The sequence below is a fragment of the Jatrophihabitans sp. genome, from assembly GCF_035474675.1.
In the GTDB taxonomy this organism is placed as follows: Bacteria; Actinomycetota; Actinomycetes; order Mycobacteriales; family Jatrophihabitantaceae; genus Jatrophihabitans_A.
The window spans coordinates 43,209-58,047 of sequence record NZ_DATINC010000096.1 but is presented as its reverse complement, the minus strand read 5'-3'; the positions used below and the strand labels follow the sequence as shown (position 1 = coordinate 58,047).

19 protein-coding genes are annotated in these 14,839 nt (G+C 70.0%); 11 read left to right on the top strand and 8 right to left on the bottom strand.

Features of this window, described 5'->3' with window-relative positions; translation table 11 throughout:
- The 11 genes from VLJ82_RS11690 to VLJ82_RS11640 all read left to right on the top strand — a co-directional run.
- A partial coding sequence (locus VLJ82_RS11690; RefSeq protein ID WP_408663527.1) for a nickel-dependent hydrogenase large subunit occupies positions 1–1,636 on the top strand: 1,636 nt, incomplete at its 5' end.
- Positions 1,633–2,580 (top strand): NifU family protein, encoded by a 948-nt coding sequence (locus tag VLJ82_RS11685; protein WP_408663526.1) that lies wholly within the window; start codon positions 1,633–1,635, stop codon positions 2,578–2,580. The genes VLJ82_RS11690 and VLJ82_RS11685, both read left to right, overlap by 4 nt.
- Entirely contained in the window at positions 2,577–3,224 is a 648-nt protein-coding gene (locus VLJ82_RS11680; protein ID WP_408663525.1) for a DUF5947 family protein, read from the top strand. Before VLJ82_RS11685 ends, VLJ82_RS11680 begins: the two co-directional genes overlap by 4 nt.
- On the top strand, positions 3,221–3,865 hold the full coding sequence (locus tag VLJ82_RS11675; RefSeq protein ID WP_408663524.1) for a DUF6084 family protein: 645 nt from the start codon (positions 3,221–3,223) through the stop codon (positions 3,863–3,865). The genes VLJ82_RS11680 and VLJ82_RS11675 overlap by 4 nt, the downstream gene beginning before the upstream one ends.
- Entirely contained in the window at positions 3,862–5,256 is a 1,395-nt protein-coding gene (locus VLJ82_RS11670) for a hypothetical protein (protein ID WP_408663523.1), read from the top strand. The genes VLJ82_RS11675 and VLJ82_RS11670 overlap by 4 nt, the downstream gene beginning before the upstream one ends.
- Positions 5,253–5,372, top strand: a complete 120-nt coding sequence (locus tag VLJ82_RS11665) for a DUF6893 family small protein (protein ID WP_408663522.1) — start codon at positions 5,253–5,255, stop codon at positions 5,370–5,372. The genes VLJ82_RS11670 and VLJ82_RS11665 overlap by 4 nt, the downstream gene beginning before the upstream one ends.
- Before the next feature lie 34 nt (positions 5,373–5,406).
- Positions 5,407–5,613 (top strand): hypothetical protein, encoded by a 207-nt coding sequence (locus VLJ82_RS11660; RefSeq protein WP_408663521.1) that lies wholly within the window; start codon positions 5,407–5,409, stop codon positions 5,611–5,613.
- A gap of 18 nt (positions 5,614–5,631) precedes the next feature.
- A complete protein-coding gene (locus VLJ82_RS11655; protein ID WP_408663520.1) occupies positions 5,632–5,949 on the top strand; it encodes a hypothetical protein in 318 nt (105 codons plus the stop codon).
- 1 nt (position 5,950) lies between these two features.
- A complete protein-coding gene (locus VLJ82_RS11650) occupies positions 5,951–6,421 on the top strand; it encodes a hydrogenase maturation protease (protein ID WP_408663519.1) in 471 nt (156 codons plus the stop codon).
- Position 6,422: 1 nt separating this feature from the next.
- Complete coding sequence (locus VLJ82_RS11645; protein WP_408663518.1) at positions 6,423–6,716, top strand: HypC/HybG/HupF family hydrogenase formation chaperone; 294 nt, start codon at positions 6,423–6,425, stop codon at positions 6,714–6,716.
- 39 nt (positions 6,717–6,755) lie between these two features.
- A complete protein-coding gene (locus VLJ82_RS11640) occupies positions 6,756–6,986 on the top strand; it encodes a HypC/HybG/HupF family hydrogenase formation chaperone (protein ID WP_408663517.1) in 231 nt (76 codons plus the stop codon).
- Here VLJ82_RS11640 and VLJ82_RS11635 read toward each other — a convergent pair.
- From VLJ82_RS11635 to VLJ82_RS11600, 8 genes are all read right to left on the bottom strand, one after another.
- Complete coding sequence (locus VLJ82_RS11635) at positions 6,927–7,367, bottom strand: helix-turn-helix domain-containing protein (RefSeq protein ID WP_408663516.1); 441 nt, start codon at positions 7,365–7,367, stop codon at positions 6,927–6,929. The two genes, VLJ82_RS11640 and VLJ82_RS11635, sit on opposite strands and share 60 nt — an antisense overlap.
- Positions 7,364–7,648, bottom strand: a complete 285-nt coding sequence (locus VLJ82_RS11630) for a muconolactone Delta-isomerase family protein (protein ID WP_408663515.1) — start codon at positions 7,646–7,648, stop codon at positions 7,364–7,366. Before VLJ82_RS11630 ends, VLJ82_RS11635 begins: the two co-directional genes overlap by 4 nt.
- Positions 7,645–8,400 carry a DUF6390 family protein gene (locus VLJ82_RS11625; RefSeq protein WP_408663514.1) on the bottom strand — a complete coding sequence of 252 codons (756 nt, stop codon included), beginning with the start codon at positions 8,398–8,400 and terminating at the stop codon, positions 7,645–7,647. The genes VLJ82_RS11630 and VLJ82_RS11625 overlap by 4 nt, the downstream gene beginning before the upstream one ends.
- 54 nt (positions 8,401–8,454) lie before the next feature.
- Entirely contained in the window at positions 8,455–9,522 is a 1,068-nt protein-coding gene (hypE, locus tag VLJ82_RS11620; protein ID WP_408663513.1) for a hydrogenase expression/formation protein HypE, read from the bottom strand.
- Positions 9,515–10,648, bottom strand: coding sequence for a hydrogenase formation protein HypD (gene hypD, locus VLJ82_RS11615; protein WP_408663512.1), 1,134 nt, complete (start codon positions 10,646–10,648; stop codon positions 9,515–9,517). The genes hypE and hypD overlap by 8 nt, the downstream gene beginning before the upstream one ends.
- On the bottom strand, positions 10,645–10,944 hold the full coding sequence (locus VLJ82_RS11610) for a HypC/HybG/HupF family hydrogenase formation chaperone (protein WP_408663511.1): 300 nt from the start codon (positions 10,942–10,944) through the stop codon (positions 10,645–10,647). The genes hypD and VLJ82_RS11610 overlap by 4 nt, the downstream gene beginning before the upstream one ends.
- 12 nt (positions 10,945–10,956) lie before the next feature.
- Positions 10,957–13,344 (bottom strand): carbamoyltransferase HypF, encoded by a 2,388-nt coding sequence (hypF, locus tag VLJ82_RS11605; protein ID WP_408663510.1) that lies wholly within the window; start codon positions 13,342–13,344, stop codon positions 10,957–10,959.
- 257 nt (positions 13,345–13,601) lie between these two features.
- Positions 13,602–14,726, bottom strand: coding sequence for a hypothetical protein (locus VLJ82_RS11600; protein ID WP_408663509.1), 1,125 nt, complete (start codon positions 14,724–14,726; stop codon positions 13,602–13,604).
- Between the last annotated feature and the right edge of the window lie 113 nt (positions 14,727–14,839).

Below are 14,839 nucleotides of genomic sequence, written 5' to 3'. Positions count from 1 at the left end.
CTCGATCTTCCGTGGCTACTCGATCTTCATGAAGGGCAAGGACCCCCGCGACGCGCACTTCATCACCAGCCGGATCTGCGGCATCTGCGGGGACAACCACGCCACCTGCTCGTGCTACGCGCAGAACATGGCCTACGGGGTGAAGCCGCCGCACCTGGGTGAGTGGATCGTCAACCTCGGCGAGGCCGCCGAGTACATGTTCGACCACAACATCTTCCAGGAGAACCTGGTCGGGGTGGACTACTGCGAGAAGATGGTTGCCGAGACCAACCCTCGGGTGCTCGAACAGGCCAATCGCACCGAGGCCCCGCACGCCGAGGCGCACGGGTACAAGACCATCGGCGACATCATGCGCTCGCTCAACCCGTTCACCGGCGAGTTCTACCGGGAGGCGCTGCAGGTCAGCCGGATGACCCGCGAGATGTTCTGTCTGATGGAAGGACGCCACGTCCACCCGTCAACGCTCTACCCCGGGGGCGTCGGCACGGTGGCCACCATCCAGCTGATGACCGACTACCTGACCCGGTTGATGCGCTACGTCGAGTTCATGAAGAAGGTCGTGCCGATGCACGACGACCTCTTCGACTTCTTCTACCAGGCACTGCCGGGCTATGAGATGGTCGGCAACCGCCGCATCCTGCTCGCCTGCTGGGGCTCCTTCCAGGACCCCGAGCACTGCAATTTCGAGTACCGGGACATGACCAACTGGGGACGCAAGATGTACGTCACCCCCGGCATCGTCGTAGACGGCAAGCTGGTCACCACCGACCTCGTCGAGATCAACCTCGGCATCCGGATCCTGCTCGGCTCGTCGTACTACGACGACTGGGAGGACCAGGAGATGTTCGTCGAGAACGACCCGCTGGGCAACCCGGTCGACCGCCGGCACCCGTGGAACCAGCACACCAATCCCAAGCCGCAGAAGCGGGACCTGGACAACAAGTACAGCTGGGTGATGTCGCCGCGGTGGTTCGACGGCAAGGACTACCTCGCGCTCGACACCGGCGGCGGACCGCTGGCCCGGCTCTGGGCCACCGCACTGGCCGGGCTGGTCGACATCGGCTACATCAAGTCCACCGGCAACAGCGTGCAGATCAACCTTCCCAAGACCGCCCTCAAGGGCCCGGTCGAGCTGGAGTGGAAGGTCCCGCAGTGGAGCAACACCATCGAGCGCAACCGGGCCCGCACCTACTTCCAGGCCTACGCCGCAGCCGCCGCGCTGCACTTCGCGGAGAAGGCACTGGTCGAGATCCGCGCCGGCCGGACCAAGACCTGGGAGAAGTTCGAGGTGCCGGACGAGGGCATCGGCTGCGGCTTCACCGAGGCCGTCCGGGGCGTGCTGTCCCACCACCTGGTGATCCGGGACGGCAAGATCGCCAACTACCACCCCTACCCGCCGACGCCGTGGAACGCCAACCCGCGCGACAGCTACGGCACGCCCGGCCCGTACGAGGACGCCGTGCAGGGCCAGCCGATCTTCGAGGAGAACGACCGCGAGCACTTCAAAGGCATCGACATCATGCGGACCGTCCGCAGCTTCGACCCGTGCCTGCCATGCGGGGTGCACATGTACCTCGGCGACGGCAAGAAACTGGAGTTGCTGCACTCGCCGACCCAGTCCGCCGGCGTCCAGTGACGTGGGCGGCAGAAACCGGCTCGGGCGGTCCTGGCGACACGGACTGGCGGGCGGCGGGTGAGCGGATAGACACCCTGCTCGACGCCAGCTCGGCCGGCGGGATCGTCGCCCGCGAGCGCGCCGAGGAGCTCGTCCGGCTGGTGGCCGACCTCTACGGCGCCGGCCTGGAACGGGTGCTCGAGATCATGCACGAGCGCGGCCATCTCGACGACCCCACCCTGGACGCCCTCGCCGGCGACGACCTGGTCGCGAGCCTGCTGCTGGTGCACGGCCTGCACCCCTACGGCGTGGAGCAGCGGATCGAGCAGGCGCTGGAGAGCGTGCGCCCGTACCTGGGCAGCCACGGCGGCGACGTCGAGCTGATCGAGGTGACCGACGACGGGACGGTGCGGTTGCGGTTGCTGGGCAGCTGCGACGGGTGCCCGTCCTCCTCGGTCACCCTCAAGCTCGCCGTCGAGGGCGCCATCGAGGCCGCCGCACCCGAGATCGGCACCATCGAGGTCCAGACGCCGACGGCGGAATCAGCCGGTCCGGTGATCCCGATGTCCTCGCTGTTCTCCCGGGTCGGCGCGGCGCCCGGCGAGCCGGACGGCGGCTCGTCCTGGCACAGCGTGCCGGACCTGCTGGGACTGGCCTCCGGCTCGGTGGCGCAGCTGCAGGTCGGCCAGGTGGCGGTGCTGGCCTGCCGGGTCGGAACGGAGCTGTTCGCCTTCCGCGATCGGTGCGCGCGCTGCAGCGAGCCGCTGGCCGGCGCGACGGTGGCCCGGCGGCTCGGGGGTGCCGCCGAGGATGCGGTGCTCACCTGCGCCCGCTGCCGCGCGCACTACGACGTCCGGCGGGCCGGCGCCTGCCTCGACGACGCGACCCTGCACCTGGAGCCGCTTCCGCTGCTGGCCGACGGCGTCTCGGTCTCGGTCGCCGTTGCGGTGGTGGTCTCGGCATGATGCCGGGCGGGTCCCGTCCCCCGCTGGCAGCCCTGCGGCGGGTCACCCGGTCACGGCCGCGGCAGGCCCCCGGCGAGCGGTGCGAGATGTGCGCGGGGCAGATCGCCGACCAGCATTCCCACGTGGTCAACCTCGAGTCCCGCGCGCTGATGTGCACCTGCCGGGCCTGCTACCTGCTGTTCACCGACGAGGTTGCCGACCTGCACTACCGCGCCGTCCCCGAGCGCTACCTGTCCTTCGCCGAGTTCACCCTGGACTCCCGCGCCTGGGACGAGCTGCAGATCCCGGTGGTTCTGGCGTTCCTGTTCCGCAACTCCGTACAGGACCGCACCATCGCGTTCTACCCGAGCCCTGCCGGAGCCACCGAGTCCGAGCTGCCGCTGCTGGCCTGGGAGCAGATCGTGCAGGCCAATCCCGAACTGTCGGTGCTGCGCCCGGACGTCGAGGCACTGCTGGTCCGTCGCACCGACGGACCGAACGGTTCGTGCCACCTGGTCCCGATCGATGCCTGCTACGAGCTGGTGGGCAGGCTGCGGATGCTGTGGCGCGGCTTCGACGGCGGCCAGCAGGCACACCAGGCGATGGACGAGTTCTTCGCCATGGTGCGACGGCGCAGCCGGCCGGCCGCGGCGGTTTCCCCATGAGTGACTACACCTTCGCCGTCGTCGACATCTTCGCCGAGCCGTACGCCGCGGCGCCCCAGCTGACCGCCCGGCTGCGCATCGAGGAGGCCACCGGCCAGCGGGTGCACGCGATCGCGCTGCGCGTCCAGGTCCGCATCGAACCGCAACGCCGGCGCTATGACGAGTCTGAGCAGAACGGGCTGCGCGGCCTGTTCGGCGACCGCGAGCGGTGGCTCGACACCCTCAAGCCGTTCCAGTGGATGCAGTGCAACACGACCGTGCAGGGCTTCACCGGCGCGACCGAGGTCGACCTGGTGCTGCCGTGCACCTACGACTTCGACGTGGTGGGTTCCCGGTACCTGCACGCCCTGGACGCCGGTCCGGTGCCGCTGACCTTGCTGTTCTCGGGCACCGTGTTCACCAGGGGCGAGCACGGTTTCGGCGTGCAACAGGTGCCGTGGGACTGCGAGGCCCGCTACGACCTGCCGGTTGCGGTGTGGCGAGGGATGATCTCCTCGTACTTCCCGAACACCGGCTGGCTCCGGCTGGATTCCGACGTGCTCCGCTCACTGGCCGACTACCGCGCCCGGCACGGCCTGATGAGCTGGGAAGAGACGGTCCAGGCGCTGCTGGCACGCAGCACGGACGGGGCAATCTCGTGAACCTCGACCAGGTCCGCGAGATCGCCGACGCGGTGCTCTACGAGGGCTACCTGCTCTACCCCTACCGGGCCAGCTCCGGCAAGAACCAGGCTCGCTGGCAGTTCGGCGTGCTCGGCCCGCCGCACGCCTCGGCGGCCAGCTTCGGCGAGGACCCGCAGCTGGCGATGCAGTGCCTGCTCCAGCCGCGGCAGGCGGGCGCTGCCGTCACCATCCAGCTGCGCTTCCTGCAACTGCAGCAACGCCAGACCCAACGACTCGACGCTGGCGGCGGCTACCAGCCGGTGGAATCGCTGGAGGTCGACGGCAGCACCGTGCTGAGCTGGGACGAGGCGGTCGAGCGTGAGATCATCCTGCCCGACATCCGGTTGGATCAGGCGGCGGAGTACCCGCTGGAGTTTCCCGGCGGCGAGGACATCGAGCCGGTGACCGATTCCTCCGGCGGGCTGATCGGACGGATCGTGCGGCGCCGGTGGCCGCTGACGGCACGGCTGCAGGCCAGCACCGAGGTCGAGGACGGCTTCTACCGGCTGTCGGTCCAGGTTTCCAACACCCATCCCGGGCTGGCGGTCGACAAGGACGCCGCGATCCGGGTCTCGCTGATCGGCGCGCACCTGGTGATCGAAGCGCACGACGCCGGGTTCGTCTCGCTGCTCGAACCGCCGGACGAGGCGGTCATGGCCGCCGAGCACTGCCGGCAGCGGCGATGTTTTCCGGTGCTGGCCGGTGCCCCGGGCTCGACCGACGTGCTGCTCGGCGCGCCGATCATCCTCTACGACTACCCCGAGATCGCGGCGCAGAGCAAGGGCGCGCTGTTCGACTCGACCGAGATCGACGAGATCCTCACCCTGCGGGTCATGACGATGACCGAGCAGGAGAAAGCCGAAGCCCGCGCCACCGACCCACGGGCCCGGGCGATCATCGACCGGTGCGACGGCATGTCGGCGGCGGACCTGCAGCAATTGCACGGAATTCTGCGCGACCCGCATCGGGCGGTGGCGGGTTCGGCTGCTGCTGACCTGCCTGACCTGGAGCCGCCCAGCTTCGACACCGGTGATGTGCCGTGGTGGGACCCGGCGACCGACGCCGGCGTACAGCCCGAGGTGGACGCGGTGCTGATCAATGGCGTCCGGGTGTCGCGCGGCAGCATTGTGCGGGTCCACCCGTCGCGCCGCGCCGATGCGCAGGACCTGTTCTTCGCCGAGCAGCTCGCCCGGGTCAGCGCGGTGCTCAGCGACGTCGACGGCAACGTGCACGTCGCGCTCGTGCTGCTCGACGATCCCGCCAGCGATCTGCACGAGTGGTACGGCCGCTACTTCTACTTCGCACCCGACGAGCTGGAGCCGATGGCCGCCGAGACCGAAATTGCCAATCGAGAGGAGAGTCGATCGTGAGAGCTCTGGGCATGTTGACCGCCCTTGCCGTCCTGGCCGCAGGCGCGGCCGTGGCCGTCGTCGGTCTGCAGTCGATCCCGGACATCAAGCGCTATCTCAAGATGCGTTCGATGTGATCGCCGTCAGCTGAGGAAGCAGAGAGGGATACCGATGAGCGAGCAGCCAGGCGAGCGGCTCCAGGAGGAGCCCCAGTCAGAACGCGGGCCGGCCGGATCCCGCGACACCGGCTCGGACGAGCCGGGCGGTGGCCCGGTGGGCCGGCCGGAAGGTTCGGCGGAGGAGAAGTCAGACACCGGAGTGCTACCGCAGTCAGCCCAACATCCCGACTCGCCGGACCTGCAGTCCGGCGGCGGCTGAGCCACCAGGGGGCGAGGGATGACGCAAGATCCGAGCGGCCCCGAGGGCGTCGATACGGCAGGCAAGACGGTGCCGCCCTACGAAGGCCGCCACGAGTCCGCCGACATCGGCGGCCCGGAGGAGTCGGTGAGGGACGGCGCCCGGGTGGGTGGCGCGACCGGCCCGGTCACCGACGAGAAGAGAAAGGCACCGGAGCCGGCGGACACGCCTGGTGGTGCGACCGGCTCGCCGTCGGACGAGCAACCCGCCAGCCAGCGGCCGGAGACCGACCTCGACGACGACCGGGTGGGACCCTCGCACGAGCCGGGCACCCCGCGCGCGGAGGACATCCCCTGACGTGGCCGACAGCGTGCTGGTAGCCGGGATCGGAAACCTCTTCCTGAGCGATGACGGTTTCGGGCCCGAGGTGGTGCGCCGGCTCGCCCGGGCCGGCGACCTGCCCAACCACGTCAAGGTGGTCGACTACGGCATCCGTGGCATGCACCTGGCCTATGACCTGCTCGACGGGTACCGGGCCCTGGTGCTGGTGGATGCCGTTGCCAGCGCCGGCGAACCCGGCGAGATCACCGTGCTCGAGGTGGGCCAGGACGACCTCGGCGCCGACGACTTCGATCCGCACGGCATGGCGCCGGTCGCGGTGCTGGCCAGCGTGCGGCAGCTCGGCGGAACGCTTCCGCCGACCTACGTCGTCGGCTGCCGGCCCAGCTCCGTCGAGGAGGGCATCGGCCTGTCCGCGGCAGTGGCGGCGGCGGTTCCCCTGGCGGTCGAGGCCGTGCGAACCCTGCTCAGCCAGCGATTGGCGCCCTGACATGTGCTTGGGAATCCCCGGACGGATCGTGGAGATCATGGAAGGCAATGCCGGCCAGCTCGCGATGGTTGACGTGCTCGGAGCGCAGCGCCCGATCAACCTCGGGATGCTGGAGGATCCGAACCTCTGTCCCGGTGACTGGATCCTGATCCACATGGGCTTCGCCCTCGAGCAGATCGACGAGGCCGGTGCGCAGCAGGCGCTGTCCGGCCTGCAGATGATGGGCAGCCCCGGTGGCGACGATGTCCAGCCTGCTGGCGACCGGCCTGCTGCTGACAATGCCCACCAGGCCTGAGCGCGGTACGCCATGTGTCTAGGCCTGCCGGGACGGATCGTGTCGGTCGCCGAGGACGGCAGGACAGGCCAGGTCGAGGTCGCCGGCGTGGTGCGCCTGATCGACCTCAGCCTGCTGCACGGCCCCCTGCAGTCCGGTGAGCACGTCCTGGTCCACAGCGGCATCGCGCTGGAGCGGATGTCGGCCGAGCAGGCTCAGGAAGTGATGAGCCTATTCGCGCCGCCGGCGGTCGGGAAAGACGTCGCCCAGGATCAGCGACCGCCCGGCTGAGCCACTGAGTGTGGACGCCGGCGTGGCCCGGGCCGGACCGGGCCGCGGGACCGCCTGCTGCGCAGCGGCTGGCGGCTGGGCAGCCACCGGCTCGGGAGCTGACTCGGCCGGCAGCCAGCTGTGCGGGTCGTCAGTGAGCCCGAGCAGGTAGGTGACGGTGCAGTCCAGCGCGATGGCCAGCTCCGGCAGCTTCGCCACGTCCAGGCCCGAACCGTGCTCCAGGCTCGACAGTGCCCGGTTGGTGGTCTGCAGCCCGCACCGGGCCAGCCTGGTCACGATCTGCTTCTGGGTCAGGCCGAGATCGTCCCGGCGTTCCCTCAGCCGTTGCGTGATCAGCAGATGCCTGGCCGCGACCAGGCCTCGATTACGCGCCTCACTCATCTGCCCTCCCCAGGGGCTGGACGCACCATCTCCGCCAACGGATAGATCTCATACCGAGCGAAGTTGAAGATCGGAGCCCGAGCCAGCAGTTGCTCGAATCGCTCGTGGGACTCGACGTCATAGATCCAGGCGCCGCCATGGGCCCCGACGACGTGATAGCGGGCGATCAGCTTGCCCTCGTCCTCCAGGGCGGCACCGTAGTCGCTCATCCGGCCGACCGCCTGGGCCATCTCGCGGGACAGCAACGACAGTTCTATCCGCCACAGCACCAAGAACTTCACCCGGCTGCCTTCCTTTCGCGAGCCAACCGCGCGTTGGTCGCCGCCAACTGCCAGCCCGTCCAGTGTTCGAGCTCGGCCTGCTCGGTCGAGTCCAACCGGTCACACACCCAGTCCCAGTGCAGTGCCAACCACTGTCCGGGCCGGGGCTCGTCGACGAAGCTCCGGCCGCCGACGCTGAGCCGGACCCGTTCCTCAGCGGGTGGCGCCAGCTCCAGCTGACAGCCGTCCCAGGCCAGCCGTCGGGACCGGACCACGACCTGCTCGGCCTCGACCGCCTGGACCTGCCCCCACCGGATCCGGCAGCTGTCCAGCACGTGCAGCGGCTGAGCGGAAGCGGCGCCCAGCAGCCGCGACCACGGGTAGACCCCGAAGACGTGGAAGCCGTGGGTCGGGGTGGCCTCGGGCAACAGGTCAGCAGACAGGTGCCGCCAGTAGTGGCCGGCCCGCGATCCGAGGAAGTCGATCAACCTGACGCCGAATGCCCGCTGGTCGAGGTTCCGCAGCAACGCGCTGCCCGTCCAGTACGCCCGCACCACCCGCTCGTCCAGCGGATCGTCGATGCCTGCCAGTTCGGCGAGCAGGGCCAGGTAGGGCCAGGCGCCGGAGAAGCCCTGCGCGATCGCCGTGACGTCGGCGTCGGTGTTGCCGGTGACGGCCAGCTCGAACAGGGTGGCCGTCTCGGCAGGTCCGCAGTAGCCCAGGTCATTGGGCGCGAAGGCGTAACGGGCGAACAGTCGGCTACCTCCGCTCACCTGGGTGGACCTCCTTCCGCTTGTGCATTGCCGCCCCTGATCACGATGCGAGGTTCAGCAGATCCTCGGAAGCTGCTCGCCGAGCGGGGTGTCCACCACCCGGGTGCCGCCGAAGGACGTCTTGGTCACGACCATGCCGGCATGCTCGGCGACGCACTCACCGATGATCGCCGCCTGGGCACCCAGCGGGTGCGCGCGCATCGCTGCCAGAACCGGATCGGCGTCCGCCCGCGCCACGAAGGCCACCAGCTTTCCCTCGTTCGCCACGTACATCGGGTCCAGGCCTAGCAGCGCGCAGGCGTTGCCGACCTCGGCGGGCACCGGAATCGCCTTGTCGACCAGCCGCACGCCTACTCCCGCGGTCGAGGCGATCTCGTTGAGCGAGGTGGCCAGGCCGCCCCGGGTGGGATCGCGCAGGACGTGCAGATCCTTCGTGACGGCAAGCATCGCCGCAACCAGCGGGTGCAGTGCCGCGCTGTCGGTGCGGATCTCGGTGCCGAACTCCAGCCCCTCCCGCACGCTCATGATCGCGATCCCGTGTACGCCGATCGCCCCACTGACGATGATGACGTCGCCGACCGCAGCCCGCTGCGGCCGGATGTCCACCCCGGCCGGGATCAGGCCGACCCCGGCGGTGTTGACATAGACCTGGTCGCCATGGCCGACGTCGACCACCTTGGTGTCGCCGGTGACCACGGACACCCCTGCGTCGCGGGCCGCCGTCCCCATGTCCTGCGCGATCCGCCCGATCACGTTCAGGTCGGTGCCCTCTTCGAGGATGAAGCCGCAGGACAGGTGGCTCGGCACCGCGCCGCTCATCGCCAGGTCGTTCACCGTGCCGTTCACCGCCAGGTGCCCTATCGAGCCGCCCGGAAAGAACAACGGCCGCACCACGAACGTGTCGGTGGAGAACGCCAGCCGCGCGCCACCCAGCTCGAAGACCGCGCAGTCGCTCGTACCGGCGTCGGCTTGGTTGCCGAACGCCGGCACGAACAGGTGCTCGATGAGCTCGGCCGACATCCGGCCGCCGCCGCCGTGCCCCATGACCACCGTGGGGCTGTCCCGCAGCGGGACCGGGCACGCCCAGCCGTCGAAATCAAGCGAGTGCGTCGCCTCAGCCAATCGAACCCACCACCTGTCGGCCGTCGGGCGTCGGAACCCCTTCCAGGCGCCGGTACAGGTAGTAGGCGGCGCACGCGCCCTCGCTGGAGACCATGGTGGCGCCCAACGGGTTGCGCGGCGTGCACAGCGTGCCGAACGCCGAGCACTCGTGCGGCTTGATGAAGCCCTGCAGCACCTCACCACTGCGGCAGACAGCGGACTCCTCGGTGCTGATGTCGCCGACCTGGAAACGGTATTCGGCATCGAAGCTGCGGTACTTGGCCGACAGCCGCCAGCCGCTGTCCGGAATCACCCCGATGCCGCGCCAGCCGCGGTCGGTCACCTCGAAGACATCAGCGAGCAGCCGGCGGGCCGCCGGGTTGCCGTCAGCCGGCGCGGCGCGCGGGTAGGCGTTCTCCAGGAACGCGGTGCCGGCTTCCAGTTGGTGCACGGTCCGCCGGATCCCTTCCAGGATGTCCAGCGGCTCGAAGCCGGTGACCACGATCGGCACCGCGAACCTCTCGACCAGCGACGGGTACTCCGCGGTGCCCATCACGCTGCAGACGTGCCCGGCCGCCAGGAAGGCCTGCACCCGGCAGGTCGGCGACTGCATGATCGCCTCGATGGCCGGCGGCACCCGCACGTGCGAGACCAGCATGCTGAAGTTCGGAATCCCTAGCCGGGCTGCCTGGTACACCGTCATCGCGTTGGGCGGTGCGGTGGTCTCGAACCCGATGCCGAAGAAGACGACCTCGCGGTCGGGGTTCTCGCGGGCGATCTTGAGCGCGTCCAGTGGCGAGTACACCACCCGGATATCGCCGCCCTCGCTCTTGATGCGGAACAGGTCGCGCCCGCTACCCGGCACCCGGAGCATGTCGCCGAACGAGCAGAAGATCACGTCCGGCCGGGCGGCGATCGCCAGCGCCTTGTCGATCAGCTCCAGCGGCGTCACGCAGACCGGGCAGCCGGGACCGTGGATCATCTCGATCTGATCGGGGATGAGCTGGTCGATGCCGTTGCGGATGATGGAGTGGGTCTGCCCGCCACAGACCTCCATGATCGCCCACGGCCGGGTCACGGTGGCCGCGATGTCGTCGATCAGCCGCTTGGCGAGTGCGGGGTCGTTGAACTCGTCGAGGTACTTCACGGGGTCACCTCGCCCGGGTGCAGACCGGACTCCTTGGCCGCCCGGGCCCACGGATCGCCGAATTCCATTTCCATCTCCCCCATCCGCTCGAACAGCGCAAGTGTTTCCCGAGCCGACTTCTCATCCAGTCGCTGCAGCGCAAAGCCGACATGCACGATGGCGTAGTCACCGATCGCGATGTCAGGGACGAATTCGAGGCAGACGTCCTTGAGCACCCCCCCGAAGTCGACGTTCGCCATCCGGGTGCCGTCGGAGTCCCACACCTCGAGAACCTTGCCCGGAACCGCTAAACACATGACATCTCTCCTCTACTTGGTGAGTGATGTGCTGGACTTGGTGGCTGAGGCACTCGACGCCCGAATCCGGGCCGCGATGGCGATCTGGCCGAGCGCCAGGCCGGCATCGCTGGGTGGCACCAGGCGGTGCCGCAGTACCCGAAAGCCGTTGTCCTGCAGGCGTTGCACGCACAACGAGGTCAGCACGACGTTGAGGAAGACCCCGCCGGACAGCGCCACCGTGGCCAGGCCGGTGCGGGCCCGGAGCGCGGCGGCAAGGCCTGCCACCAGGTCGACGACGGCGAGGTGAAAGCGGGCGGCGATCAGCGGTGCGCCGGTACCGGCCAGCACGTCGGCGGCGACCGCGGCGATCACCGGCCGAGGATCGGCCTGGAGAGTGCCGTCGTCGCCGGTCAGTCCGAACGCGTAGCGACGGTCGCAACCGGAGATCGCCTCGCCCGCCAGTGCCTCGAAGAGCATTGCCGCCTCGGCCTCGTAGGCCACCCGGTGGCATACCCCGGCCAGCGACGACACCGCGTCGAACAGCCGTCCCATGCTGGAGGTCCTGCTGCATCCCAGGCCGGTCTGCAGTTGCCGCGCCAGCACCGAGCGCTCGGCGGGCGAGCAGGCGGTGACGCTGGGGAGGGCCGGATCCCACTCGACGCCGGCCGAATGCAGGTGCGACAGCGCCATCCGGCACGGGTTGCGCACGCCGGCGTCGCCGCCGGGTAGCCAGCTGTAGCGCAGGTGCGTCGCGCGCTGGTAATCGTCGTAGTCGGCGATCAGCACCTCACCGCCCCACACCGCGCCGTCCGCTCCGTAGCCGGTGCCGTCGAAGGCGAAGCCGATCACCGGTTCGGCGCCGTCATGGCCGTTCTCGGCCATCGCCGACGCGATGTGCGCATGGTGGTGTTGAACCCGCCGCAGCGCTGAGCCGTCCCCTGCAGTGCCGCTCGCTGCCAGGCGGTCCGCTGCCTTCGCCGCCCAGGCGGAGCTGCGATAGCCGGGGTGGCGGTCGGCCACGATCAGCTCCGGCCGGACGCCGGTGATCGCCTGCAGCTGGGTGGTGGCCCGTTCGAACGCCTGCAGCGTCGCCAGGTCGTCCATGTCGCCGACGTGCGCCGACAGCCAGGCATAGCCGCCGTCGGCAACGCAGAAGGTGTTCTTGAGGTCGCCGCCGACGGCCAGCGCGGGTCGTACCGGCAGCGGCAGGGCCACCGGCAGCGGCGCATAGCCGCGGGAGCGGCGCACCGGCAGCTCGACGCCGGCGGCGACCCGCACCACCGAGTCGTCACAGGGCACCTGGATCCGGCGGTCATGGCCGAGCCAGGCATCGGCCAGGCCCGCCAGCCGGGTCCGCGCCTGCTGGTCGTCGAACGCGATCGGCTCACCGGCCAGGTTGCCGCTCGTCATCACCAGCATCCGCGGGCCGGGCGCGTCCCCCGGCAGGCCGAACAGCAGGTGGTGCACCGGCGTGTAGGCCAGCATCACTCCCACGTCGCGGCGGCCTGGAGCGACCGAGGCGGCCAGCGCCGGGTCGGAGCCGGCTCTCCTGGTCAGCAGCACCACCGGGCGCCTGGGGTCGGTGAGCAGCGCAGCCTCGCCCGCGGACAGCTCCGCGATCTGTCGGGCGGTGTCGAGGTCGGCCACCATCACGGCGAACGGCTTGTCGCCGCGGTCTTTGCGTTTACGCAGCGTAGCCACCGTGGGCTCGTCGGTGGCGTCGCAGGCGAGGTGATAGCCGCCCAGTCCCTTGACGGCGACGATCGCCCCGGCCGCCAGCAGCCGCCGGGTCTCGCTGATCGCCGCCCCGCCCCGCTGCGCCGGTTCGAGCGGGCGGTGCAGAGTCAGGGTCGGGCCGCAGTCCGGACACGCGACGGTCTGGGCATGGAATCGACGGTCGGAAGGATCTGCGTACTCGGCCGCGCAGCTGCCGCACAGCGGCAGCTCAGCCATCGTGGTGCCGGGCCGGTCATAGGGCAGCGCGGTGACGATGGTGAATCGCGGTCCGCAGTTGGTACAGCTGATGAAAGGATGCCGGTAACGCCGGTTCGCCGGGTCACCCAGCTCGTCCAGGCAGTCGGCGCAGGTGGCCACATCGGGTGAGACCAGCGTCCGACCGGCGGTTGGCTGCGAGTCCCGGATGACGAAGTCGGTGCCGCCGCGGCTGGGGATCTCGACGGTGCCGATGTCGTCGATGCGGGCCAGCGGCGGGGCCCGGGTGAGCAGCAGCCCGGCGAATCCGGTTATCGCACTACCGGGCCCCTCGATCTCGATCAGCACCCCGTCGCCGGTGTTGCCGACCTCGCCGCTCAGGCCGCATTCGCGGGCCAGCGCGTAGACGAACGGGCGGAAACCGACGCCCTGGACGAGCCCGCGCACAAGGAGCAGTTGCCTGTGCCGAGCCTCGGACGCTCGCATTCAGCCCACCACCCCGGGTAGCACGGCCGCACACTCACCGGTCCGGCGGCGGCCCACCCAGGGCTGGGGTCGAATCGATTGATCTGACGGGCGGCATGTGATCCCCATCACACGAATAGCAAGACCGTACTCTCATTGCGGCATTTACGCAGCCGGGAATTCCAGCATTCCGACACTCGTCCCAGCGCTGGGCTGGCAGCTGCCGCCGCCGGGTGCGGCGCGCGTGGCCGGCCCTGGGAACAGCGTCCTGAGCAGGCCTAATCACAGGTCAGGTTCGCGCGAACAGCCATCAGGAAATCGGCGGGTTCGATGCCCGACAGCGCCTGCGACGACGAACGCAGCGCGAGGATCGAGTCACCAGCCGTATCCGTGGCCAGCGCGAACGCCGAGCCGCCCGGGTGGAAAGGCCAGTCCGCCAACTCGATCGGCTGACGAGCCGGCACCCGGTCGAGCACATCCGCCAGCTCGAGATCGAGTCGGCGCGTGTCATTGACGATGAGGGTCTCGGTGAAGAACCCGCACAAGGTGGCATCGAACCGGCCGAACTCCGCGTCGAGGCAGTTCGGACACCAGCGAGCCGACCGGAGCGCGATCAGCAACCGCCGGTGCAGCAGGTCGTACCGACCTCTGCGTGGCGACGCCGGGCTGGTGACGGCATCGTCCAGGACGATCGGGCCTGGTTGGGCCGCCATTCCGGCAAAGCTCGCCAGATCCGGATACTGCCGGTTCGATCCGGTGACCCCGACCAGCCGCGGGCCGTCCCGGCGGCCTCGCCCGAAGGCCTGCCCGATGGCATCGAGTACCGGCGCGAGGCCATCCCGCCGGCCGCCAGCAGGCTCGGCCGATCGGCCGGCCTGGCGCGGCAGGCGCAGATAGGCGCCGCACGGAGCCGATGCCGGCGGGTCGCACCGGGCAATGCCGCCGGCAACGTCCAGCGCGCGCCGCCAGGCGCCCACCGACCGCTCCGATATCACCGCCGAGTCAGTGGTCGGCCCGGGAACCGGACGGCCCGGCTGCCCGCCCTGCAACCAGGTGGCGAGAGCCTCGCCGAACAGGGAACCGGCCGTTGCGTCGAACCGGCCATGCTCCAGTGCGGCGCCCAGGTACTGGACGCCGCCCGCCGCACCGAACCCCAGCGCGACAGGTCGGCCACGGCCGGCGCACAGCGCACGCGTTCGGGCTACCAGTTCGGCCTTGGACTCGCTACCGCCCAGGCCCGTGGGGTCATCCAGCGGCACCTGGTCGCCGAAGAACTCCCTGCTGGCAGCGAGGAGTTCTCTCACTGCCGTCCCCGGCGGCAAGGCCGACGGCACCGGCCTGAGCACGACGGTCGCCGAATCGGGGCCGCGCCCGGTCGCCAGCCTGGCGGCCGCAAAGGTCAACGAACCCCATGCCCGGGTCGGCGGGCATTCGCCGGGATGTGCCGCCTGATGAGGCCTCGGCTCCGACATGCATCTCCCATCCGGATCGGGGCTCGCCCCGGCAACCAGCCGAC

Bases quoted from the DNA above. Each gene is read 5' to 3' on its own strand.
- VLJ82_RS11675 (WP_408663524.1), top strand. From the start codon at position 3,221: ATGAGTGACTACACCTTCGCCGTCGTCGACATCTTCGCCGAGCCGTAC.
- hypF (WP_408663510.1), bottom strand. From the start codon at position 13,344: ATGCGAGCGTCCGAGGCTCGGCACAGGCAACTGCTCCTTGTGCGCGGG.
- VLJ82_RS11680 (WP_408663525.1), top strand. From the start codon at position 2,577: ATGATGCCGGGCGGGTCCCGTCCCCCGCTGGCAGCCCTGCGGCGGGTC.
- VLJ82_RS11655 (WP_408663520.1), top strand. From the start codon at position 5,632: ATGACGCAAGATCCGAGCGGCCCCGAGGGCGTCGATACGGCAGGCAAG.
- VLJ82_RS11645 (WP_408663518.1), top strand. From the start codon at position 6,423: ATGTGCTTGGGAATCCCCGGACGGATCGTGGAGATCATGGAAGGCAAT.
- VLJ82_RS11635 (WP_408663516.1), bottom strand. From the start codon at position 7,367: ATGAGTGAGGCGCGTAATCGAGGCCTGGTCGCGGCCAGGCATCTGCTG.
- VLJ82_RS11660 (WP_408663521.1), top strand. From the start codon at position 5,407: ATGAGCGAGCAGCCAGGCGAGCGGCTCCAGGAGGAGCCCCAGTCAGAA.
- VLJ82_RS11610 (WP_408663511.1), bottom strand. From the start codon at position 10,944: ATGTGTTTAGCGGTTCCGGGCAAGGTTCTCGAGGTGTGGGACTCCGAC.